At 58.8% G+C, this 21,605-nt stretch carries 15 protein-coding genes and 1 pseudogene; 7 read left to right on the top strand and 9 right to left on the bottom strand.

Features of this window, described 5'->3' with window-relative positions:
- Nucleotides 1-25: 25 nt before the first annotated feature.
- The 4 genes and pseudogenes from BF99_RS0118130 to BF99_RS23855 all read right to left on the bottom strand — a co-directional run.
- A complete protein-coding gene (locus tag BF99_RS0118130) occupies nucleotides 26-2,023 on the bottom strand; it encodes a tripartite tricarboxylate transporter permease (protein ID WP_025772238.1) in 1,998 nt (665 codons plus the stop codon).
- Nucleotides 2,024-2,203: 180 nt separating this feature from the next.
- A complete protein-coding gene (locus BF99_RS0118120; RefSeq protein WP_025772237.1) occupies nucleotides 2,204-3,358 on the bottom strand; it encodes a Bug family tripartite tricarboxylate transporter substrate binding protein in 1,155 nt (384 codons plus the stop codon).
- 496 nt (nucleotides 3,359-3,854) lie between these two features.
- Nucleotides 3,855-5,336: a DEAD/DEAH box helicase gene (locus BF99_RS22235; RefSeq protein WP_373604462.1), complete on the bottom strand. Its 1,482-nt coding sequence runs from the start codon at nucleotides 5,334-5,336 to the stop codon at nucleotides 3,855-3,857.
- Between the two features lie 162 nt (nucleotides 5,337-5,498).
- Nucleotides 5,499-5,696 (bottom strand): annotated as a pseudogene (locus BF99_RS23855) (cold-shock protein); the annotation flags it as partial.
- A gap of 765 nt (nucleotides 5,697-6,461) precedes the next feature.
- Between BF99_RS23855 and sucC the strand changes: the two are divergent.
- Nucleotides 6,462-7,634: an ADP-forming succinate--CoA ligase subunit beta gene (sucC, locus tag BF99_RS0118095; RefSeq protein ID WP_025772233.1), complete on the top strand. Its 1,173-nt coding sequence runs from the start codon at nucleotides 6,462-6,464 to the stop codon at nucleotides 7,632-7,634.
- A 148-nt stretch (nucleotides 7,635-7,782) separates the two neighbouring features.
- Entirely contained in the window at nucleotides 7,783-8,661 is an 879-nt protein-coding gene (sucD, locus tag BF99_RS0118090; protein ID WP_025772232.1) for a succinate--CoA ligase subunit alpha, read from the top strand.
- A gap of 30 nt (nucleotides 8,662-8,691) precedes the next feature.
- Here the strand turns inward: sucD and BF99_RS0118085 are convergent, their stop codons facing one another.
- Nucleotides 8,692-9,738 carry a phosphate acyltransferase gene (locus tag BF99_RS0118085; protein ID WP_025772231.1) on the bottom strand — a complete coding sequence of 349 codons (1,047 nt, stop codon included), beginning with the start codon at nucleotides 9,736-9,738 and terminating at the stop codon, nucleotides 8,692-8,694.
- 146 nt (nucleotides 9,739-9,884) lie between these two features.
- On the opposite strand from BF99_RS0118085, the gene BF99_RS21455 reads away from it, so the two are divergent.
- Nucleotides 9,885-11,510 (top strand): GMC family oxidoreductase, encoded by a 1,626-nt coding sequence (locus BF99_RS21455; RefSeq protein ID WP_231471452.1) that lies wholly within the window; start codon nucleotides 9,885-9,887, stop codon nucleotides 11,508-11,510.
- A gap of 87 nt (nucleotides 11,511-11,597) precedes the next feature.
- Here the strand turns inward: BF99_RS21455 and BF99_RS21450 are convergent, their stop codons facing one another.
- Together BF99_RS21450 and BF99_RS0118070 are read right to left on the bottom strand one after the other, a co-directional pair.
- Nucleotides 11,598-11,975: a carboxymuconolactone decarboxylase family protein gene (locus BF99_RS21450; protein WP_038098975.1), complete on the bottom strand. Its 378-nt coding sequence runs from the start codon at nucleotides 11,973-11,975 to the stop codon at nucleotides 11,598-11,600.
- A 136-nt stretch (nucleotides 11,976-12,111) separates the two neighbouring features.
- On the bottom strand, nucleotides 12,112-12,903 hold the full coding sequence (locus BF99_RS0118070) for a hydroxyacylglutathione hydrolase (RefSeq protein ID WP_025772230.1): 792 nt from the start codon (nucleotides 12,901-12,903) through the stop codon (nucleotides 12,112-12,114).
- A gap of 446 nt (nucleotides 12,904-13,349) precedes the next feature.
- Between BF99_RS0118070 and dcm the strand changes: the two genes are divergently transcribed.
- From dcm to BF99_RS21435, 4 genes are all read left to right on the top strand, one after another.
- Complete coding sequence (dcm, locus tag BF99_RS0118055) at nucleotides 13,350-14,552, top strand: DNA (cytosine-5-)-methyltransferase (protein ID WP_025772228.1); 1,203 nt, start codon at nucleotides 13,350-13,352, stop codon at nucleotides 14,550-14,552.
- On the top strand, nucleotides 14,434-15,078 hold the full coding sequence (locus BF99_RS21445; protein WP_081759348.1) for a type II restriction endonuclease: 645 nt from the start codon (nucleotides 14,434-14,436) through the stop codon (nucleotides 15,076-15,078). Before dcm ends, BF99_RS21445 begins: the two co-directional genes overlap by 119 nt.
- 386 nt (nucleotides 15,079-15,464) lie before the next feature.
- Nucleotides 15,465-17,558 (top strand): molybdopterin-containing oxidoreductase family protein, encoded by a 2,094-nt coding sequence (locus BF99_RS21440; RefSeq protein ID WP_197019216.1) that lies wholly within the window; start codon nucleotides 15,465-15,467, stop codon nucleotides 17,556-17,558.
- Nucleotides 17,559-17,648: 90 nt separating this feature from the next.
- Nucleotides 17,649-18,740, top strand: coding sequence for a permease (locus BF99_RS21435; RefSeq protein ID WP_197019215.1), 1,092 nt, complete (start codon nucleotides 17,649-17,651; stop codon nucleotides 18,738-18,740).
- A gap of 198 nt (nucleotides 18,741-18,938) precedes the next feature.
- Here BF99_RS21435 and BF99_RS0118025 read toward each other — a convergent pair whose 3' ends face one another.
- Complete coding sequence (locus BF99_RS0118025) at nucleotides 18,939-19,445, bottom strand: RT0821/Lpp0805 family surface protein (protein WP_025772226.1); 507 nt, start codon at nucleotides 19,443-19,445, stop codon at nucleotides 18,939-18,941.
- A 276-nt stretch (nucleotides 19,446-19,721) separates the two neighbouring features.
- A complete protein-coding gene (locus BF99_RS0118015; protein WP_025772225.1) occupies nucleotides 19,722-21,551 on the bottom strand; it encodes an ABCB family ABC transporter ATP-binding protein/permease in 1,830 nt (609 codons plus the stop codon).
- Between the last annotated feature and the right edge of the window lie 54 nt (nucleotides 21,552-21,605).

The raw sequence follows: 21,605 nt of genomic DNA, 5'->3' as shown, positions 1-21,605 counted from the left end.
TGTTCTCGGATTGGAGATTCTCGGCTTATCGAAAAGGCCAAGGCAGGTCGTAGGCATTTTGCACAAGGCCGCGCGGAAAGTGCAGGCTGAGCATCCATGCAAGCCCCAGCAAGAAGGCCGAGGCGGCCCCGGTCAGGCACAGCGTTCCGGTCCATGTCGCTTTCGTTCGCCACCGCAAGAAGGCGAGAAAGAAAAGGATCATCGCCGCATAAAAGCCGACCACGGCGGCGCCTGCGATCAGGCCCGCCAGCCATAGCCACCCCGACCACATCCGGCCGCTTTCTTTCTTGCCGACATGATCTCCGGTGATTTCAAGATCGAAAAATGCCGGATGGCGGGAAGGCCCGCGCCATAAACGCCATGCCAAGGCGAGGCAAAAGACGAGTCCCAGCGCGGCCGCTCCGGCGGGGAAGATCCTTCCCAGGAAGGTATGCGACGAAGCATCGCTCCAAGCGAGCAGGCAAAATCCCGCCATCGCCAAGGTGAAGCCGATCTGCTCGAAGCGGGTGGCATGCGCCTCTTTTTCCTCGCCGCCGGCGCCGACGGTGTCGATTTCCTTGACCCGCCGCCGCAGACCGAACCACAGCGAAGCCAGTGTCAGGGCGGCGATGACGATCACTCCGGGACGCAAGAGCATCCCGAAGCCGCCGTATTGGGGGTTGAATTGCAAGGCTTGGTAGAAATAGGTCTCCGCTTGGGGGGCGAGCACATAGCCGATCAGGAGCGCCGGGCGTGGCCAACCGAAACGCTTCATCAAGATCCCCAAAGCCCCGATCGCGACGAGGGCCACGAGGTCGGCGATATCGCGCGTGGCCTGAAAGGCGGCGAAGCAGACCAAGGCGATCATGCACGGAGCCAGCCATGCGAAGGGGACCGTGGTGAGGCGGGCGATGGGGGGTGCAAGAAGAAAGCAGATTCCCGCCCCCATGATATTGGCCACCGCCAGCGACCAAATGATGGTGTAGGTGATGCCGAGTTCGGCGTCGGCCAAGGCCGGTCCGGGCTCGATCCCGATCAAGATCATGCCCCCGAGGAAGACCGCCATCGACCCCGATCCGGGGATGCCGAAGAGGATCGTCGGTAGCAATGTGCCGCCCTGCATGGCGTTGTTGGCGCTTTCCGGGGCGATCACCCCGCGGATATCGCCCTTGCCGAATTCGGGGTTTTTCTTGCAGGTTTGCACGGCATGACCGTAGGTGATCCAGTCGACGACCGAGCCGCCCAGCCCCGGGATCGCCCCGATGATGGCCCCGAACCCGGCGCAGCGGACGCTCAAGAAGGTGTTGCGCGTCCAATCCCGCAGTCCGGCGATCCAGCCCTGGCCGAGCAGTGCGTTGGCGGCGATGGATCGGTTCTTGCGCAATAGATCGACGATTTCCGGAATCGCGAACAGCCCCAGCCCCATCACCACCAGCGGAATGCCGTCGTAGAGATATTCGAAATCGAAGATCATGCGGAATTCCCCGGTGGCCGGAGCGGCGCCGATCGATCCCGCCAGCAGACCGACCGCGCCGGCTGCGATGCCCTTCGCCAAACTGCGCCCGGCCAAAGCGGCGACCATCGAAAGGCCGAAGAGGGCGAGCATGAAGAGTTCGGCGGCGCCGAAGGTCAGGATCAGCGGACGGGCGATGAGGACGAAACCGGTCAGGATCAGCGCCCCGATGACCCCGCCGAAGAGCGAGGAAGCGAAAGCCGCCGAGAGTGCCCGGGCCGCTTGTCCCTTCCTGGCCAAGGGGAAACCGTCGAGAACCGTGGCTTGACTGGCGGAGGAGCCGGGGATCCCCATCAGCACCGAGGCGAAGGTATCGGACGTTGGGATGACCGCGACCAAACCGACCAGCATCCCCAAGGCGGCGGTCGGCTCCATGCCGAAAACGAAGGGGATGAGCAAGGAGAGCCCGGCGATCCCGCCCAAGCCCGGAATCACGCCGACCACCAAGCCGACGCAGACCCCGGTCAGCATCCAGATGAAATGATTCAAGGAGGCCAGCGAACTTGCGGCTTGGGTCAGGGCTTCGAGCATGAGAGATGACCGGTGCTCGATGGTTGGAAAAAAGCGCAGCCTAAGGACGAGGGCGTCCCCGGTGGCATCGAGAGTCGAGGCTTTTGAAGAATGAAGTCGGCGGTAAAAGCCGAAAAGGCATCGAGGATCGGACGTGGGAGACGAACGATCCTCGATGCCGAAAAAGCCCCCTAATCCAACTTATTTCTCTTTGATCTTGACCCCGTATTCGCGCTCGATCAAGTCGACCACGCGCTTTCTCAAATCGGCGGAGACTTGGGTGCCCTTGCGCTGCAGTGCATCGGCGGCGGCATCCGTGACTTGCTCGTATTTGCCCAGCACCGCTTGGCGCGCGCTCAAGTATTCCGGATCGACGAGCATATCGCGAATCGCCTGACGCCAAGCCTCGACGATATCGTCGCCCGTTCCCTTGGGCAGGAAGACCATCTTCTGAGCGGGGAAGCCGGCTGCGAAAAAGCCGAACCAAGCGTCATAGTCGGGGCCGGAGGGTTTTTCTCCGGTCAACATCTCGTAGGCCTCGGCGAAATGGGGCAGATCGGGGAAGGTGGGGTCCCGCACCAGGTTGCCGTTCTCGTCCAGCGAACCCCAAGAGAAGAGCGGGATCGCCTTGCCGGATTCGACCAAGGGGGCGACGTTCTTCAAATAGGCCGAGGAGGTTTGGTAGTCGATATTCGTTTCGCCGCGCTCGAAGGCCAAGCGTCCGCCCCCTCGCCCTTTGAAGCCGAAAACATGCTGCACATCGAGTCCCATCAGACGAAAGCCGAGCATCGGCACCAGATCGAGGGAGGTCGCGCCTTGGCTGGCGTAGATCAGTCGTTTCCCTTTCAGATTGGCGATATCCCCCGCGTTCTCGACCCCGGTCGATGGCGAGGTGTAGACCACGCCGCCGGTGGGGGAGGCCATCACGATCTTCCAGTTCGCGTACTCGTAGCGCACGCGCGGATCGCCGAGCAGATAGGGAAATTGAGTCGATCCCGAGGTGATGAGGATGGTCAAGCCGTCCGGCTTCGCCCTTGCTTCGAAGAGGTTGCTGCCTTTGGTCGAACCCCCGCCCGGCTCGTTGACGACCACCACATTCGGTTGTCCCGGGAGGTGCTTGGAGAAGAAAGGAGCGTTGAATCGGGCCAAGGTATCGCTTCCGCCACCGGCGGAGAAGGGCACGATCCATTCGACGGTTTTGCCCGCAAAGGAAACTTCCGCCGAGGCTACTTGAGCGAAAAGAGCGAGCCCGGTCAGCCCGAAGGCAAGGCAAAAGCGGCGTAGATTGCGCTTGATGCCTCCAAAAAGCCTCGATGCGAAGGCATCATAAAGATCATGTCGCTTTCTTGATATCATTTTTTCTCGATCTCCTCGATGGGGTTTGTCCGTGAAAAAGGCGAGGGTGTCGTATCCGCCTGGATAAGGACTTCACGGGGTGCCCGAAGGGGTGCGATGCACGCGAATCGACGATCCGAAGATCGCATAGGTATCAAGGTGCGTCTTGTTTTCGATGCTTGCGCACCGGTTTGCGCACCTTTTTACAATGGTACCACCAAGGCCCGGGTCGCCATCGACTTTTCGGGCTTTGCCCGCGGTGGCCCTTGCCCGGGCGCTCGATAAAAACTCGATCCCGCGATCGCTTTCGGTGACGATCGCTTGTCGAAGATAGATTGCCGAAGACGAGTCTTGCCCTGGTTTCGATGGGGGCGATGAGCGATCAACCCCTTCCGCTCCTTCATCGGAAGTCATCGTTGCCGCTCGAGGGCTTCGATCCCGATTCGATGCTGCCCAAGATATGCAGACGATCGACCGGGAACGAGTCGGATAATGGATATCGGCAAATTCTCGTGCTTCAACCCTTCCAGCCGATGCGCTTTCGCAGGATTTTCAATACCCGATCGATATCGATATCATCCAGATCGGTTTTATGAACGTCGATGGCGAGATTCAGAACGCCCAACTTGCCGGAATCGTTCTCCTCGTTTTCCTGATAGGGATCTTCGCTCGTCTCGTCGGCGTAGCAGATAACGAGTGCGGCGCCGGAATCGTCGTCTTTCTTGCGAAGGATCCGTCCGAGTCGTTGGATCAGCTGTCGTTTTTGCCGGCTCGATGACAAGATGATCGCAAGATTGGCATGGGGGATGTCGATGCCTTCGTCGAGCATATTGACGGCGACGACGCATTGCAGATGGTTGTTTTTGAAACGATGGATGGTTTGCGCTTGCGATTGTCTGTCGATCTTCGTATGATAGGCACTGGCATCAATCCCTTGATCATCGAGCACCCTCGTTATATGGTCGCAAGCCTTGATATCGGCGCAATAAACGATGGCCCCTTGCGAAGATGAAATCAGATCGGAGAGTTTTGCGGCGGCTTGAATTTTTCCTGCGGAGCCGCCCAGGATTTTGCGACGGTCACTCATGTTGGAGTTGTATTTGGAGATGAGGATACCGGCGTCTTTGGAGTGGTTGCCTTTTCTTATCTCGGAATAGAATCCTTTTCCTTGCGGGAATCCGTGTTCGCGGACAAGCGTATCGCGGGCTTTTTTCATCTCCTTGCCGCAACGATCGTATTCGAGGCGCTCCTCATCCGAAAGCCAAGTGGTTAAGGTGATGGCGACGAATTTCGAGACGACTTTATCTTTGATGGCTTCTTTGAATCCGTAATCGAAGACGATCGCTTTTCGTTCGTCGCCTCGCTTTTTCGAAGGAGCGAAGTAGGGGGAGATGAATTTATCGACTCCGTTGTCGCCCCGCTCCAAGGTGGCGGTCAGGCCGAGCCTCATCGTTGCTTGGGGCAGCAGGGCTTTGCGAAAATCGGGCGCTCCGGAGCGATGGCATTCGTCGACGACGATCAAATCGAAGTTGGTATTGAAGATACGAAGATATGACCTTTTGGCGACGCTGTTGATGACCGCAAGGGTGATCTGCTCGTTCGGATCGAATCTGAATCCATGCCCGGCACCGACCATCGATCGGATATCGCCCTTGGCGTGCCTTTCCAATTCACTTCGCCATTGATGGAAGAGCGTGATCGACGGAACGATCACGAGGCATTTCCCGCCCTCGTCGATCACGCGCTTGGCGATGGCGATCGCAACGAAGGTTTTCCCCGAGCCGGTAACCGCTTCGACGATTCCCGTTCGTCCGGCCTTTTCCCAAGCATCGATGGCCTTGCTTTGCCAACGGTAGGGCTTTTTATCGAGAGGGGATTTGAATAGGCGCTGCGGCGGCGCAGGCTTATTTTGCGGGGTACGAGGGTTTTTCGAATTTCGTTCGCAAAGGATTTCGATTCTCTCTCGCATCCTTTCGAGGGCTTTGATTATCTCTGACATGCTTGCCGGATCGTCGGAGGTATCGATATTGGCCAGCATCTTTTCAAGTGCGGTGATAATTCTCTCGGTCCGAGTGTCTTTGCTGCCGGTCTTGGATCGATTCGGAGTATTCGTCTTTATATTCCTTTGGGGCTTGGGGGCAGATTTCATTCCAACGACACGGACGTTGCTAGCTTGCAATCCTTTCGGTCCGCGCTTGATATCGAAGTTGACATTTTGCCCTTCCTCGATCTTGCGAAAACCGCTCATGGCGATAGCGGAAAAATGCACGAATATATCTTTGTTCTCGTCGCCGTCTTCGAAGGCGATGAAGCCGTAGCCTTTTGAGTGATTGAACCACTTCACAATACCGGTGGGCATCGAAGCATGTCCTTTGGAAGAATGTCCTTTATGAGATACCGAATGCATCATGAATGGTACTTGGCTATTGCAATGATTTTTCAAAAAATAAATCTTGCCCTGACGTGCGATTCGCTCGAAAATGGATAGACGGTCTAGCCTGCAGATATTCGAGCGATATTGGGCTTCGAAACTTCCCGTACCATTATCGAGTGGCATGAGGATGATATTCAAGGAGGCAAATTCCACTGCGTGGATTTGTCTTTCTCGTCAGTGATCGAGCCTATCGATGCGCAACTTGAAAGAAGGTGATGAAGCGGATCGGGGGGATCGTCAATCGATTGACGAGTCTTCTCCGAATCGGTGCGAATTTGCGATCGAATGCTTGAAAGTCCCCGATCTCGGCGCTTTTCGAATCGCCATTTCCCAACGGACCGCCTTTGGGCTGCCGATTGCTGATTCATCCGGATAAACCTTCCGAGTTCGAGGTGGTACTATCATGAGCCCCGGCCACTGATCGCCGAGCCGATGTCGGCCGATGCGTTTGCCCGTCCTCACCGATTCCGATCGCCCTCGATTCGGTGGTTCGGTCGTCGTTTCGGCATCGCAAGGCTTTTGTACAATCGGACTTTTCAGGCTTTTCGGTCTTCGCAACAGGCCATCGAGGGGGCGAAAAGCCATGAGAATCGTTCATAAGAGCGCATTCGGATATTCGATGCCCTCGATTTTTCCATTCGATACTCTCCACCGCCGTTTTTGACATGAACCGATTGCTTTCGAGTTGAAATGGATATCCACGAATATCAGGCCAAGCAGCTTTTGCGCCCCTACGGGGTGATTTCTCCGCCCGGGGAGTGCGCCTTCACCGCCGAGGAGGCCGAAGAGATCGCCCGCCGCTTGGGTGGCGGTCACTGGGCGGTCAAGGCCCAGATCCTCGCCGGAGATCGCAGTCTCGCCGGAGGGGTGAGGATGGTCGCTTCCGAGGCGGAAGTGCGCGAGACCGCGCGCGAGATGCTGGGCACTCGGTTGACGACCCCCCAAACCGGCGCCGGGGGAGAATATGTGCGCCGGGTCTATGTCGAGCGGGTTCATCGCATCCGCAGCGAGCACTATCTGGCGCTGGCTTTGGATCGGGACGCTTCCAAAATAGCGCTGGTCGGATCCGATGCCGGGGGTTCGTCGATCGAATCCGTGGCCGCGAACCATCCGGAGCGGATCGTGCGCATGACCATCGATCCATCGTCCGGTCTGATCGAGGCCGACGCCCGCGACCTCTCCCTCCGTATCGGCTTGGGCGAGAACGACGCCAAGACTTGCGGGCGTTTGATGGCCGGGCTTTTCGATGCCTTCATCGCTTTGGATGCCTCCTTGATCGAGATCAATCCGCTGGCATTGACCGTCGAGGGCGATCTGCTGGCCTTGGATGCCAAGATGAGCATCGATGACAACGCTCTTTTTCGTCATCGGGAGATCGAGGATCTGCGCGAACGCGAGAGCGATGGCCGTCTTTCCAGGGCGCGACATGGTTTCAACTACATCCCTCTCGACGGCGATATCGGATGCGTGGTCAACGGAGCGGGGTTGGCGATGGCCACCATGGATCTCCTGCGCCTTTACGGAGGCGCACCCGCCAACTTCCTCGACCTTCCCCCTTCCGCCTCTCGGAAGAGCATCACCGCCGCTTGCAAGTTGGTGATCGAGAACCCTAAGGTGCGAGCGCTGCTGATCAATGTGGTCGGGGGCGGCTTGGGCCGCTGCGATGTGATCGCCGAAGCCTTGGCCGGGGCCTTCAAGGCCGCCGGTCGCACCTTGCCGGTGGTCGCCCGCTTCGAAGGGGCCAATCGGGAACTTGCGCGCAAGATCCTGCGGGATATGGGGATCGGGGCGGTGCTCGCCGATAGCTTGGGGGCCGCTGCGAGCCAAGCGGTGCAGATGACGAAGGAAAGGAAAGCCCCATGATTTTTTCGACTTTTCCAAGCCCCGGCCGGCGGCGGATATCTCGGCCGGTCGCGGGCAGCGACCCATGCTCCGAAGGCCGATGCGGGCACCATCCCCGCTACGGCTTGTACGGCTTGCCGATCTTCTTGCCTTCGCTAGGGGGAGTGCGATGGCCATCCTCGTCGATGCGCAAACGCGGGTGATTTGCCAAGGGATCACCGGATCCCAGGGCACTTTTCATACCGAGCAATCGATCGCCTACGGTACCCGGGTCGTCGGCGGGGTTACCCCCGGCAAGGGCGGTGGACGCCACCTGCACCTTCCGATCTTCGATCGAGTCGCCGATGCCATCGAGGCCACCGGCGCCGAAGCCTCGGTGATCTACGTTCCGCCCGAGCAAGCGGCGGATGCGATGCTCGAAGCGATCCATGCCGAGATCGGATTGATCGTCTGCGTTACCGAGGGCATTCCCTCGCTCGATATGGTGCGCGTCAAAAGTGCGCTCGAATCGAGCAAGACCCTCCTCATCGGCCCCAATACCCCGGGCATCATCACCCCCGGCGCTTGTCGTATCGGCATCATGCCCGGGCTCATCCATAGGCGCGGACGCATCGGCATCGTTTCCCGCTCCGGAACCCTCACCTACGAGGTGGCGGCCCAGTGCACCGCCTCCGGTCTCGGTCAAAGCACGGTCGTGGGGATCGGGGCGGATCCGGTGCACGGTATCGGTTTTGTCGAGTGCATCGAACGCTTCTTGGCCGATGAGGGTACCGACGGCATCATTCTCATCGGCGAAATCGGGGGCAGCGAAGAGGAAAAGGCGGCCGAATTCCTCAAAGAGAATCGCCCCTCGAAGCCGGTGGTGGGCTTGGTTGCCGGGATCACGGCGCCGGAGGGCAGGCGGATGGGTCATGCCGGAGCGATCATCTCCGGCGGTCGAGGCAGTGCGCAAGGCAAGCTCGAAGCATTGCGCCTCGCCGGGGTGCATATTCCGGATTCCCCGGCGGATGTCGCCTCGGCGATGGCGAGGGCGCTAAAGGGTGGCTGAGGCCGGTGTCGGTATGAGGGCTGAGGATACTTAGTCTGATTCTTGGATTGATCCTTGGCCCATCAATCCGCTGATGGCGGTCGCCGCGACGATATCGTCCACGCTCGCACCGCGGGAAAGATCGCAAACGGGCTTGGCAAAACCCTGCAAGAAGGGGCCGATGGCCCGCATTCCACCCAAGCGCTCGCTCAATTTGTAGCCGATATTGCCAGCATCGAGATCGGGGAAAACGAGAATATTGGCTCGCCCGGCCACCGCCCGCTCATCGCCGAGATCTTCCTTTTCCAGCTTGATCCTCGCGACATCGGCAACGAGGGCGGTATCGACCTGCATCTCGCCGTCGATGGCAAGCCCGGGTGCGCGCTTTCGAGCCAGTTCGACCGCCTTTTGCACCTTTTCGACGCGGGCATGGCGGGCGCTCCCTTTGGTCGAGAACGAAAGCATCGCCACCCGCGGGGGAGCGTCGAGCAATTGCTTTGCACTTGCTGCCGAGGCGATGGCGATATCCGCGAGCTGTTCGGGATCGGGATCGATATTGACGGCGCAGTCGGCGAAGATCAAGGCTCGGGATCCTCGTGCATCGGGATTTTCGTCATCCTCGGGACGCCGCTGCGGGATCATCAAGAAAAAACTCGATGGGGTCGCGATCCCCTTCGCCATGCCGACGGTCATCAAACCCGCTTCGATGATGCGGGCGGTCGGCTGCTTCGCTCCCGCCACCAAGAGATCGGCGGCGCCTGCTTTGACCGCCATCGCCGCATAGTGAAGGGGTCTCGATAGGAATCGCATCGCCATACGCTCGTTCGCCCTCGGGCGTCCTTGGACATAGAGTGCGGCGTAGGCGTCCAGTATCGGACCCGGTGCGGGGAAGACGGATTCGATCCCGGTCAGGGAAAATCCCGCCGCTTGCGCCTCGTTTTCCAGTTTTTCTCGTTCTCCGACCAAAATCGGGTGGGCGATGCCTTCGTCGTGCAGCCTTTTCGCCGCTTCGAGGATGCGCCGATCATCGCCTTCTGGCAATATCACCCGCTGTCGATTTCGCTTCGATCGCTCGATGAGCCTTTCGATGGTATCCATGATTTTCAAATCCACTCCTTGGGTCTTCGTTCCTATCGATATCGAAAGTCGAAACGGCAAGGGACAAGGCGGCTGCGCACAAGGCTCGGCTTTCGTCGGATTTTGATATCTTCAAGTCAATATCGCATATCCAAGGGCCAAAAATCGTGAGCGACAACCCATCGAAGCACCCGGTGATCGAGGCCGACTATGTCATCGCCGGTGCCGGATCCGCAGGATGCGTCCTCGCCGCCCGCCTTAGCGAAGATCCGCAAAGACGCGTGATTTTGCTCGAAGCCGGCGGCGAGGATAGCAATCCTTGGATTCACGTTCCGGTCGGCTACTTCAAGACCATGCACAACCCCGCCACCGATTGGTGCTATCGCACGGAGCCCGAGGCGGCTTTGAACGGTCGCAGTCTCGATTGGCCGCGCGGCAAGGTGCTCGGGGGATCGAGCTCGATCAACGGATTGCTCTATGTGCGAGGTCAGGCGCAGGATTTCGATCATTGGCGACAACTCGGCAACCGGGGTTGGTCCTTCGAGGATGTATTGCCCTACTTCATCAAAGCCGAGGATCAAGAGCGCGGAGCGAGTTCATGGCACGGCGTCGGCGGGCCGCTGGCGATCAGCGATATGCGCACGAGGCGCGATGTCTGCGATGCCTTCATCGCCGGGGCGGAGGAAGTCGGCATCCCTCGCAATGACGATATCAATGCCGAGCGGCAAGAGGGTGCGGGATATTTCCAGCTGACGGCGCGTAAGGGTCGTCGCTGTAGCACCGCAAGGGGTTATCTGCGTCCGGCGCGTCGCCGCCCCAATTTACAGGTGATCACCGGCGCCCATGTCCATCGTATCGAGATCGAAGGCAAGCGGGCGGTCGGCGTGCGCTATTCCGTAGGCAATGAGATCCATATCGTTCGGGCGCGCGCCGAGGTGATCTTATGCGCCGGGGCGATCGGATCGCCGCAGATCTTGCAGCTTTCGGGGATCGGAGCGGCGCAGCTGCTAAGGGATCGCGGGATCGACATCGTGCACGATCTTCCCGGAGTGGGGGAGAATCTGCAAGATCACTTGCAGCTGCGCTCGGTCTACCGCTGCACTCGTCCGACGCTCAACGACGAGGTCAACAATCCGCTGCGCAAGATGATGATCGGCCTTCGCTATATCCTCGATCGAAGCGGCCCCATGAGCATGGGGGCCAGTCAGGTCTATGCCTTTGCCCGCACCCGCCTTGAACTCGATGCCCCGGATGTGCAATTCCATTTCCAGCCTTTGAGCGCCGACAAGCCGGGCGAGGGATTGCACCGCTTCTCGGCGTTCACCGCATCGGTTTGCCAGCTGCGTCCGGAAAGCCGAGGAAGCATTCGCATCAAGCACTCGGATCCCTTCGCCTATCCCGCGATCGAGCCGAATTATCTGGCGACGGATTTGGATCGGCAAACGGCCATCGCCGGGATTCGCTTGACGCGGGAGATCGTCGAAAGCGATGCGATGCGCCCTTTCGTCGAAGAGGAGTTGCTTCCCGGAGCGCAAGCGCGCACGGATGAGGAATTGCTGGCGGCGGCGCGGGATATCGCCCAGACGATCTATCACCCGGTCGGAACTTGTGCGATGGGACCGAAGACCGGGCCTTTGCCCGATCCGGTGGTGGACGAAGCGTTGCGGGTGCACGGGATGGGCGCCTTGCGCGTGGTGGATGCCTCGGTGATGCCGGTGATCACATCGGGCAATACCAATGCCCCGACGATCATGATCGCGGAAAAGGCTGCGGACATGATTCGCAGCCGATGAAAGGATCGCGCGGGATCGACGGTGATCCCGCGCGATCGACCCGCTTCGTCGGGTTCCTCTTCGTTCCCCAAGCCGCCGAAGACGCCTTCAATCCTTCATTTCGTCGAGCACGCGACGGGCGATGCGAAAACTCTCGATCCCCGCCGGGATGCCGCAGTAGATCGCGATCTGCTGCAGGACATCTTTGAGTTCTTCGCGGCTAAGACCGTTTCGAATCGCCCCCCGGAAATGGAGTTCGAATTCATGGCTGCGCCCCAAGGCCGCGAGCATGCCGAGATTGAGGATGCTGCGCTGTTTGCGGTCGAGATGAGGGCTACCCCAGACCTCGCCCCAGCAATATTCGTTGACGATCCGTTGGAAATCCCGATTGAAATCATCGGCGCTTTCCATCGCTCGCTCGACATGCTCGGCTCCGAGAACTTCTTTTCGAATGCCGAGCCCGGTCTCATGACGTTGTTCGTCCATCGGCGGATCTCCAAAAAAATCAAAAGGGTTCGAAAGGGATATCGATGACGGCATCGATCGACCTATCGGCACTTTGCGAGGGCGAAAGGGCGAAGGGCGCTCCTCGATCTCGTTCGTTATCCGTCTTCGCCGCTTATTACCAGTCGTTTCGTAGTTCGCGCAGTTTGAGGAAGACGGTTTCGGGATCCGGATTGTCCTTCATATCGGGGAAAGCCTCTCGCAATTTCTCGATGATGGCGGGGTTTTCCAAGCGAAAGAAGGTGTTGATTTCCCGCTCCAAAGCCATCGTGGAGACGAGGGCGTTTTCGGGCCCCTTGCTTTCGACCTCTTTCAGCAGATCCTTGGCTTTCGGATTATCCGGCTCCCGGTTCAGCGTGAATTTCAGATTGTTCTCCCAATAATCATGGCCGGGATAGATGCGGGTTTTTTCAGGTAGTTGCACGAGCTGACGGATAAAGGTTCGATAGAGCTCGCGCGGATGTCCTCCGTTATGACAATTGCCGGCCCCGGCATTGAACAGGGTATCGCCGCAAAAGAGCGCCGGAGGGTCGGTATGCGAAAAAAGGCAGATATGGCTCATCGTATGCCCCGGGGTATCGAGCGCCTGTAGTTCGATGCTGCGCCCGACATTGACCCGGTCCCCGGCTTTTAGTCCTCGATCCATATTCGGTATGCGATCCCTTGCGGCTTCGTGAGCGATGATCTTCGCCCCGGTGGCCTCGACCATCGCCGGATTCCCCCCGATATGATCCCGGTGCTCGTGGGTATTGAGCACTTGGGTGATCTCCCATCCCCGATCCTTGGCCAACGCCAAGCATTTGCGATGATCCAAGGGGTCGATGGCAAGCGCCTCCCCCGTTTCCGGGCAGGCGATCAGGTAGTTGAAATTGCGCCAGGCATTGGCGGTCCAGATCTGTTCGACAATCACGGGTTCGCTCCGAAAGATTCGATGCCAAGACAAGGTATGAGGGATCTGCGGCGCTCGGCGCCGATCATCGGCTTCGCCCTCGGCGAACGAAGCATTCCCTCATCGCCTAAGTCGATGCGAATTCAAGGGATAGGGTAAGGGCATACCGGGTATTTTAAGGGGTGATGATCTCTATCGGCGTCGATGATCGCCCGAGCATTCGCCCCGAGCAGTCGGTTCGCCATCGGAGGATTCCACCACTTCCTCGCCCGAAGGCGCTCTTTCGAGTGGTGTCATGGTCATCGAGAAGCGCTTGCGACTTCTTCGAATGCCGATCGTTCGAACGCCGATGCCTTCTTGCCCCCGCTCATTGCTTTTCGAGTTGGACCGATCGGTGGAAATCGCTATCATGGATAGCCGGAGGCGTTCGAAGCGCCCCGTCGGTCAATGGCATACAGGTATCGGTTATGAAAACACCCGTCGAAAGGGATATCGCCGACCCGGCGGATCGCGCAGGGGTTTGCATGGAGCCTTTCTCGCATTCCTATGGTGCCGGCGATCGCTCGCCCCGACGGCATGCGGCGGTATGCAAGCACGGGCGGGCCGACGCTTCGAAGACGGATAGGTTATGCGATGAGGAGCCCTTGCATCGTAGAAGCCTTTTTCGCTTCGTCGATCTTTTTGCGGGCGTGGGCGGGATAAGACTTCCTTTCGAGGAGATCGGAGGACGCTGCGTTTTCACGGCGGAGCGGGATCGCTTCAGCTGCCAAACCTACAAAGCCAACTTTCCCGAACCGATCGACAGCGATCATATCTTGGCCGGAGATATCAAGCCTTGGGCCGCCGACCCTTCGAGCATCCCCTCGCATGATGTGTTGTTGGCGGGTTTTCCTTGTCAGCCTTTTTCGATCGCAGGCGTCAGCAAAAAGAATGCACTCGGTCGCCCGCACGGATTCCTGTGCAAGACCCAAGGCACGCTCTTTTATGATTTGGCGAGGATCATCGATCACCATCGCCCCCCGGTTTTTTTATTGGAGAATGTAAAGAATCTCGAACGACACGATAAAGGCAAGACCTTCGCAACGATTATGCGTGTACTAAGCGTCGAACTCGGATATAGAGTTTTTCATAGAGTCATCGACTCCGCTCCATGGGTACCGCAAAGGCGAGAGCGTTTATTCATCGTCGGATTCGGCAATCACGACGTCGACTTCGATTTCGACGATCTCATCGTTCCCGATGGCGAAAGGCCGAGACTCGGCTCTATATTGGAAAGGGATGTCGACCCGAAATACACCTTGACCGAAAATATGTGGAATTATCTTCGATCCTATAAGGAGAAACATCAAAAAGCGGGAAACGGATTCGGTTATTCGCAGTTCGGACCCGACGATGTGGCGAGAACCCTTTCGGCTCGCTACTACAAAGACGGCTCCGAAATCCTGATCGAGCAAGAAGGCAATCGTCCGCGTCGATTGACTCCTCGCGAATGCGCCCGCCTCATGGGCTTTAGAAGAATCGATGGATCGGAGTGGACATTCCCCGTTTCCGATGCCCAGGCATATCGTCAAATGGGCAATGCCGTGGTTGTCCCGGTCGTGCGAGCGATCGCTCGACTCATTCGGCAGATCGTTTCCGAAAACCATCGAGTTCTTGGCGATCGCTTGTGAAGCCCTATCCGAGGTCAAGGCCGAGGATGACCCCGACGCGGCTTTGGATGGTTTCATCGCATTTTCTCTTGGCGTTCAAAATCGACGAAAATCGCGTATGGGCTATTCCTTGGAGAATCATATCAAGGCGGTATTGGATGCATACGATATCATTGACGAGCAGGGTGTGGGAACCGAGAACGATCATCGTCCCGATTTTTTATTTCCCGGTATCGATGCCTATCGCAAAGCATCCACAGGTGATTGTTGTTTGACCATGCTTGGCGCCAAATCCAGCTGCAAAGATCGTTGGCGGCAGGTATTGGCCGAGGCGAATAAAATACCTCGCAAACATTTATTGACACTGGAGCCGAGCATCAGCGAGCCCCAGACCGATCAAATGAAGGCATCGGGGCTTCAACTGGTGGTGCCGCAATCCATTCATGAGACTTATGCCGGTGCGCAACGGACTTGGTTATGGTCGGTGAGGGGCTTTCTATCGGAAGTGCTCGAAAGGCAAGAGCGCTATCGTTCAAGGGGATTATGAAGAGAAAAGTTATATGGATATTCTGAATCGATCGATGAGATCGCTTCGAATAGATATTCGATGTCTATGATGGATGCGCGCTATCGCTCGACCTTGGATCGATTCGGTGACCTGACGGGAGGCATCCCGGTGACGGCAAGGAAACCGCGAGTCTTTCGATAACTTCGATGTGCGGCAAGGGTGCTACAATCGGATTTTCGATGGTTCGATCTCATCGCCAACGCTTTTTTGCCTTTTCGACGGCCTCGCCGGTGTCGGCCAGAGCATCGCAAGCGATTTGCGGCGCGCAAAGCGCCCTAGACGATGATCGGCGAATGATTCCATAGAAAGTCTCCGGCGCTCTTGAATCGCAAGAGGCGAGACTTCGGCCAAAGGAAGAGCCCACGATGCAGACCATGGCCGCCGTTTTTGAGCACCGCCACAGTGTTTGTCCCCACGATTGTCCTTCCACCTGCGCCTTGGAGGTGGAGGTATTGGATAACCGTCGCATCGGCAAGGTCCGCGGAGCCAAGGACCATTCCTATACCGCCGGGGTGATCTGCAGCAAGGTGGCCCGCTATGCCGAGCGCATCCATCACCCGGATCGATTGACCGTTCCGCTTCGTCGCAAGGGGGATAAGGGACGGCGGGACAGTTTCGTTCCGATCGACTGGGAGGATGCCCTCGATATCGTGGCCGAGGAGCTGCTACGCATCGAGCGCAAAGACGGTTCCGAGGCGATCTGGCCCTACAACTACGCCGGCACCATGGGATTGGTGATGCGAGACGGGATCAACCGGCTGCGTCATGTCAAGGGTTATAGCGGTCAGCACTCGACGATCTGCGTTCCCTTGGCTTGGAACGGCTTCATCGCGGGCACCGGGCGCTTGGCCGGAAGCGATCCGCGCGAGATGGCGCGCTCCGATCTCGTGGTGATCTGGGGCACGAACGCGGCCTCGACCCAAGTCAATGTCATGACCCACGCTCTCGAAGCAAGGCGCGAGCGCAAGGCCCGCATCGTGGTCATCGATACCTACCGCAATGCGACCGCGAAACAGGCGGATCTCTTCGTTTGCCTTCGTCCGGGCACCGATGGCGCTTTGGCGTGCGCGGTGATGCACGTTCTCTTTCGCGATGGCCACGCCGACCGCGAATACCTCGCCCGCCATACGGATTGCCCCGCCGATCTCGAGAGGCATCTGGCAAGTCGCACCCCGAAATGGGCGCAGTCGATTACCGGGGTGCCGGCGCAGACCATCGAGGAGATGGCGCGGATGATCGGCACCGTTCCCCGCACCTACCTGCGCTTGGGCTACGGTTTTTCTCGCCAGCGCAACGGAGCGGTCAACATGCATGCGGCGGCTTCGATCGCCGCCGTCACCGGTGCTTGGCGGCACGAAGGTGGCGGGGCCTTCCATAGCAACGGGGCCATCTATCACTGGGATAAAACCATGATCGAGGGGCTCGATGCCCTCGATCCCTCGATCCGGGTGCTCGATCAATCACGGATCGGGGCGGTATTGGAGGGCGATAGGCAAGATATTGCCGACGGTCCCCAAGTCAAGGGGCTTTTGATCCAAGGTACGAATCCGATGATGGTCGCCCCGGAATACGAGCGGGTGCGTCGGGGATTCGCCAGAGGCGATCTCTTCGTCTGCGTGCACGAGCAGTTCATGACCGAAACCGCCGCCGTTGCGGATATCGTCCTGCCGGCGACGATGTTCATGGAGCATGACGATCTCTATCAGGCGGGAGGACAACAACATATCCTGCTGGGCCCGAAGTTGATCGACCCCCCTGCGGGTTGTCGCAGCAATCACGAAGTGGTTTGCGCGCTCGCCCGGCGCTTGGGGGCCGAGCATCCGGGTTTTTCGATGACCCCGCGCGCGCTGATCGACCATACTTTGGGAGCCTCGGGCTGGGGGAGTATCGAGGGTCTCGAAGCCGATCGTTGGATCGACTGCCAACCACCCTTCGAACAGGCGCATTACATCGACGGTTTCGGCCATCCGGATGGAAAATTCCGTTTCGCCCCTAACTGGGCGGAGTTCGAACCGCAAGGTTTCATCGATCGAGCATTGCTGGAATCGATGCCCCGTCTTCCCGATCATTGGGAGGTGATCGAAGAGGCCACCGACGAGATGCCATTTCGTTTGGTCACCGCCCCCTCCCGGCACTATCTCAACTCGACATTCACTCAAAGCCCGAGTTCGATTCGCCGCGAAAGCCATCCCAAGGTGATGATGCATCCCGACGATGCGAGGGATCTCGGGGTCGATGAAGGGGATCGGGTGCTCATCGGGAATCGCCGCGGCAATCTCGTCATTCGTATCGAACCCTTCGAAGGCTTGCAAAGGGGCGTGGTGGTGATCGAGGGGTTATGGCCCAACGAGGCTTTCGAAGAGGGCAAGGGGGTCAACGTGCTCACCGGAGCGGATGCCGCAGCTCCGACCGGCGGTTGCGCGTTTCACGATAATCGGGTTTGGATTCGGGCGCAGTAGACGCTCCCCTTTTTTCGCATTCGAAACACGGCAGCATCGACAAACCCGCCCGGCGAATTCACTCGCACGGATCGATCGAAGAGGAAATCAATGAATACGATGTCGTCGCCCCGCATCGCTGGGTTGTTGCGCGCCGCCGTGGGGTCCGTCGGAAATCGGATATCGGCGCTTTTCAGGGATCGAGTGGTCATCGCCTTCGTCCTCGCCATGCTGGTGGTGGCGCTATACGATATTCGCAACGATACCCGACAGGCCTTCGAGAGCCTCGTCTTCGTCGTCGATGCGCTGGTCGGTATCGCCCCCTTCTTGTTGTTGGCGGTGGTCATCTCCGCTTTCGCCTCCGCCAGCGGTGCGGATCGTCTGATCGCTCGGGCTTTTTCCGGAAGTCCGGGGCGGACGGTGCTCCTCGCCTCGTTGATGGGGGCCCTTTCCCCTTTTTGCTCTTGCGGGGTGATTCCGCTGATCGCCGCCATGCTTCGGGCCGGGGTGCCGCTGGCACCGGTGATGGCCTTTTGGCTGGCATCGCCGGTCATGGATCCGGAGATGTTCGTGCTCACCGTTGCCGGGGTGGGCTCGGGGTTTGCCGTCGCCAAGACGCTGGCGGGGGTCGTGCTGGGTTTGCTGGGCGGCTTTGCGGTGCTGGCGATCGAACGCGCCGGAGGTTTGCGCGATCCCTTGGCCGGAGCGGCGAAGGGATGCTGCGGATCCCAATCCTTCGTTCCCGGATCGGCCATCGATGTGCACTGGCGTGTATGGAGTGATCCCGCACGTCGCGAGCGTTTCTTGCAAGATGCGCTGAAAACCGGCTTGTTTTTGGGTAAGTGGCTATCCGTGGCTTTCTTGGCCGAGAGTTTGATGTTGGCGTGGCTGCCTGCGGAATCGGTGGCGCAAGCGGTCGGCGGAGAGGGTCCGTTGACCATCGCCTTGGCCGCGGTGGTCGGAGCCCCCGCTTATCTCAACGGCTATGCCGGGATCCCGTTGATTTCCGGTTTGATCGAAATGGGGATGTCCGGCGGAGCGGCTTTGGCTTTCGCCACATCCGGAGCGGTCTCGTCGATACCGGCGGCGATCGCGGTATGGGCCTTGGTGCGACGCAGCGTCTTCGGGCTCTATATCGGATTGGGCTTGGGGGGTGCGATCCTCTCGGGCTATGCCTATCAACTGCTCGGGGCGCCGATCTAGCCGGTTTTTATCGCACCCGAGAGCGCAGGCTTATCAACGATCGGGCTTATCGAAGCCGATAGTATCGACGGTGGATATATAAAAACAACGAAGCCGCCTTCGATCTTCGATCGAAGGCGGCTTGGCTTGTTATCGATTCCCGCCCGTCGACGATAGGCGGACGATGAGGCCGATATCAAGAAGCGTTTTTTCTTGTCATCAGCCGCTTTGGACGATCTTCCAATCCCCGTTGCTGTCTCGGCAGGCGGTTCCGTAGGCTTGCTCTTCTCGATTGCCGATGGTCACCGTGTGATTGTATTCACGGCAGGTCATGCCTCGGTTGTCCTTGCCTTGGCGCACGACCCTCACCCGCCCTTGAGCGGCGCCGCCGGTGTTATTCGGATTCTCCCAAGTGATCGACCTTCCTCCCACCCGCGCGGTATCGAGGGCTTGGCGGGTGGCTCGGTCCGCTTGGCGACGCGAATTCGCATCCAAAGAGCTCCCGATCTCGCGGCCGATGCTCGCTCCGATCACCGCTCCCAAGGCCGTGGCCGCGGTATTGCCGCTTCCCTTGCCGAACTGATTGCCGATCACCGCTCCGGCGACCCCGCCCAAGAGTGTGCCCGTGGTCTCGTTTTGGGTCATATTGCAGCCGGAAAGCGAAACGATCCCCGATACCGCCAGCACCGCGATTAGCCGGCGGCGCGAAAAAATGCGATAAAACATCACGATTCTCCTTGATGGATATTGGCGAAATGAAAAGCGGCGAACACGGAAAAAAGCGAGGCGATAGATAGATTCGTCGATGTTCGAAGTTAGGGGATTGGGTTCGAAAGCGCATCGCTTCGAGCGTTTTTTCTTTGACGTTTCGGTCCGATAAAAGTATATCCCGATATTCGATGGCCGCCGATGTTTTTTCCGATGAGAGCACCGCCGAAAAACCGAAGATGCGGCGTCGAGCCTCGATCCATGGCGGATATCGGGTCTTGCACACAAGATCGATCAGGTGGGTTTGGGCTTGCGTTCGATACTTTGCTGGCGATTCCACATACGGGCGTAGACCTCGTTCTTGGCCAGCAGGACATCGTGTCGACCGCGCTCCAAGATCCCTCCTTTTCCGATCACGAGGATTTCGTCGGCATCCACCACCGTCGAGAGGCGGTGGGCGATGCAAAGGGTGGTGCGGCCCTTGGAGAGTTCTTGCAGATTATGCTGAATGTCGCGCTCGGTGGCCGAATCGAGCGCCGATGTCGCCTCGTCGAGGATCAAGATGGCGGGATCTTTCAAAATGGTGCGCGCGATCGACACCCGCTGTTTTTCTCCCCCCGAGAGTTTCAATCCGCGTTCGCCGACCATCGTCGAGTAGCCATCGGGGGTGCCGACGATGAAATCGTGGATGCGGGCGAGCCGCGCTGCGCGCTCGACCTCCGCCGGGGTCGCCGAGGGTCGTCCGTAGGCGATGTTGTAGTAGATGGTGTCGTTGAAGAGCACCGTGTCCTGGGGGACGATGCCCAGTGCCGCCCGCAGGCTTTTTTGTGTCACCTCGCGCACATCCTGATCGTTGATGCGCACCGACCCTTCGTCGGTGTCATAGAAGCGAAAGATCAGGCGACTCACGGTCGATTTTCCCGAGCCGGAAGCCCCGACGATGGCCAGGGTTCGACCCGGGGCGATCTCGAAACTCAAATTGCGCAGGATGGGTCGCCGGGCGTCGTAGCCGAAAGAGACACCGTCGAATTCAACTTTTCCGCTACCGTGGTCGATGATCAGATCCAGGGCATCGGGGGTGTCCTTGATATCCGCGCTCGCATCGAGCAAGGTGAACATCTTTTCGATGTCGATCAGCGATTGCTTGATCTCCCGGTAGACGAATCCGAAGAAATTCAGTGGCTGGTAGAGTTGCATCAGGTAGGTCATCGCCATCACGAATCCGCCGATGGTCAAGGTGCCGTCGACGATGCCGAATGCACAGATCAGCATCACCACCGCCATCCCGATGGCGATGATCGCCGCTTGACCGACATTGAGCAGCGAAAGCGATGTCTGATTCATCACCGCCGCTTTTTCGTAGGCACACAGAGCCTCGTCGAGGCGACGGGCCTCGTGCTCCTCGTTGCCGGAATATTTGACGGTCTCGAAATTGAGCAGGCTGTCGATGGCCTTGGTATTGGCCCGCTCGTCCTCGCGATTCATGCGCCTGCGAAACTTGATGCGCCACTCCGTCACCATGAAGGTGTAGATGACATAGAGGATGACGGTCAGGGCCGTCATGGTCGCGATCACCCAATCCAGAGCCACCCAAAGTATGATGAAGACCAGCAAGAGCTCGAGCGGAGTGGGAATGATGGTGAACAGGCTCATGCGCAAGAGGGTTTCTATCGATCGCGTGCCGCGCTCGATGACCCGGGAAAGGCCGCCGGTCTGACGGTCGAGATGAAAGCGCAAGGATAGGGAGTGCAGGTGACGAAAGACCTCCAACGAGACGGTGCGCGCCGCCCGTTCGGAGACATTGATGAAGATGGCGTCTCGACCCTCGTTGAAGATCGAGGAGAGCATCCGGGCTCCGGCGTATGCGAGGATCAGCCCCACCGGGACCGCGATCACGGCATTCGTCGCCTCGTCGGGAGCGAGTTGATCGACCACCCATCCGTAGATCGTCGGTACGATGACCAACGCCACCTTCGAAGCCACCAGCAAAATGACGGAGAGCACCACTCGGGCGCGCAAGGTCGGGGCGTCGGCGGGCCATAGATAAGGGAGCAGCATGCGAATGGCGTACCAACCGCCCTTTATTTTTTCCTCTTCGGTGGAGGCGTCGGATGGCCTTCTCATCTGTTTCTCATCATGATGTTCTCGATCGCGCGCCGGGCGGCGAAAGGCCGGGCG

Source organism: Thioalkalivibrio sp. HK1 (genome assembly GCA_000583135.1).
In the GTDB taxonomy this organism is placed as follows: Bacteria; Pseudomonadota; Gammaproteobacteria; order HK1; family HK1; genus HK1.
This window is presented reverse-complemented; position numbering and strand designations above follow the sequence as displayed.

Coding starts and splice junctions, on each gene's coding strand:
- BF99_RS21450 (WP_038098975.1), bottom strand. CDS start 11,975: ATGGACGAACAACGTCATGAGACCGGGCTCGGCATTCGAAAAGAAGTT.
- BF99_RS21440 (WP_197019216.1), top strand. CDS start 15,465: ATGCAGACCATGGCCGCCGTTTTTGAGCACCGCCACAGTGTTTGTCCC.
- BF99_RS0118120 (WP_025772237.1), bottom strand. CDS start 3,358: ATGATATCAAGAAAGCGACATGATCTTTATGATGCCTTCGCATCGAGG.
- BF99_RS0118025 (WP_025772226.1), bottom strand. CDS start 19,445: ATGTTTTATCGCATTTTTTCGCGCCGCCGGCTAATCGCGGTGCTGGCG.
- BF99_RS21435 (WP_197019215.1), top strand. CDS start 17,649: ATGAATACGATGTCGTCGCCCCGCATCGCTGGGTTGTTGCGCGCCGCC.
- sucC (WP_025772233.1), top strand. CDS start 6,462: ATGGATATCCACGAATATCAGGCCAAGCAGCTTTTGCGCCCCTACGGG.
- sucD (WP_025772232.1), top strand. CDS start 7,783: ATGGCCATCCTCGTCGATGCGCAAACGCGGGTGATTTGCCAAGGGATC.
- BF99_RS0118015 (WP_025772225.1), bottom strand. CDS start 21,551: ATGAGAAGGCCATCCGACGCCTCCACCGAAGAGGAAAAAATAAAGGGC.
- BF99_RS22235 (WP_373604462.1), bottom strand. CDS start 5,336: ATGTCAGAGATAATCAAAGCCCTCGAAAGGATGCGAGAGAGAATCGAA.
- BF99_RS21445 (WP_081759348.1), top strand. CDS start 14,434: ATGCCCAGGCATATCGTCAAATGGGCAATGCCGTGGTTGTCCCGGTCG.
- BF99_RS0118085 (WP_025772231.1), bottom strand. CDS start 9,738: ATGGATACCATCGAAAGGCTCATCGAGCGATCGAAGCGAAATCGACAG.
- dcm (WP_025772228.1), top strand. CDS start 13,350: ATGAAAACACCCGTCGAAAGGGATATCGCCGACCCGGCGGATCGCGCA.
- BF99_RS0118130 (WP_025772238.1), bottom strand. CDS start 2,023: ATGCTCGAAGCCCTGACCCAAGCCGCAAGTTCGCTGGCCTCCTTGAAT.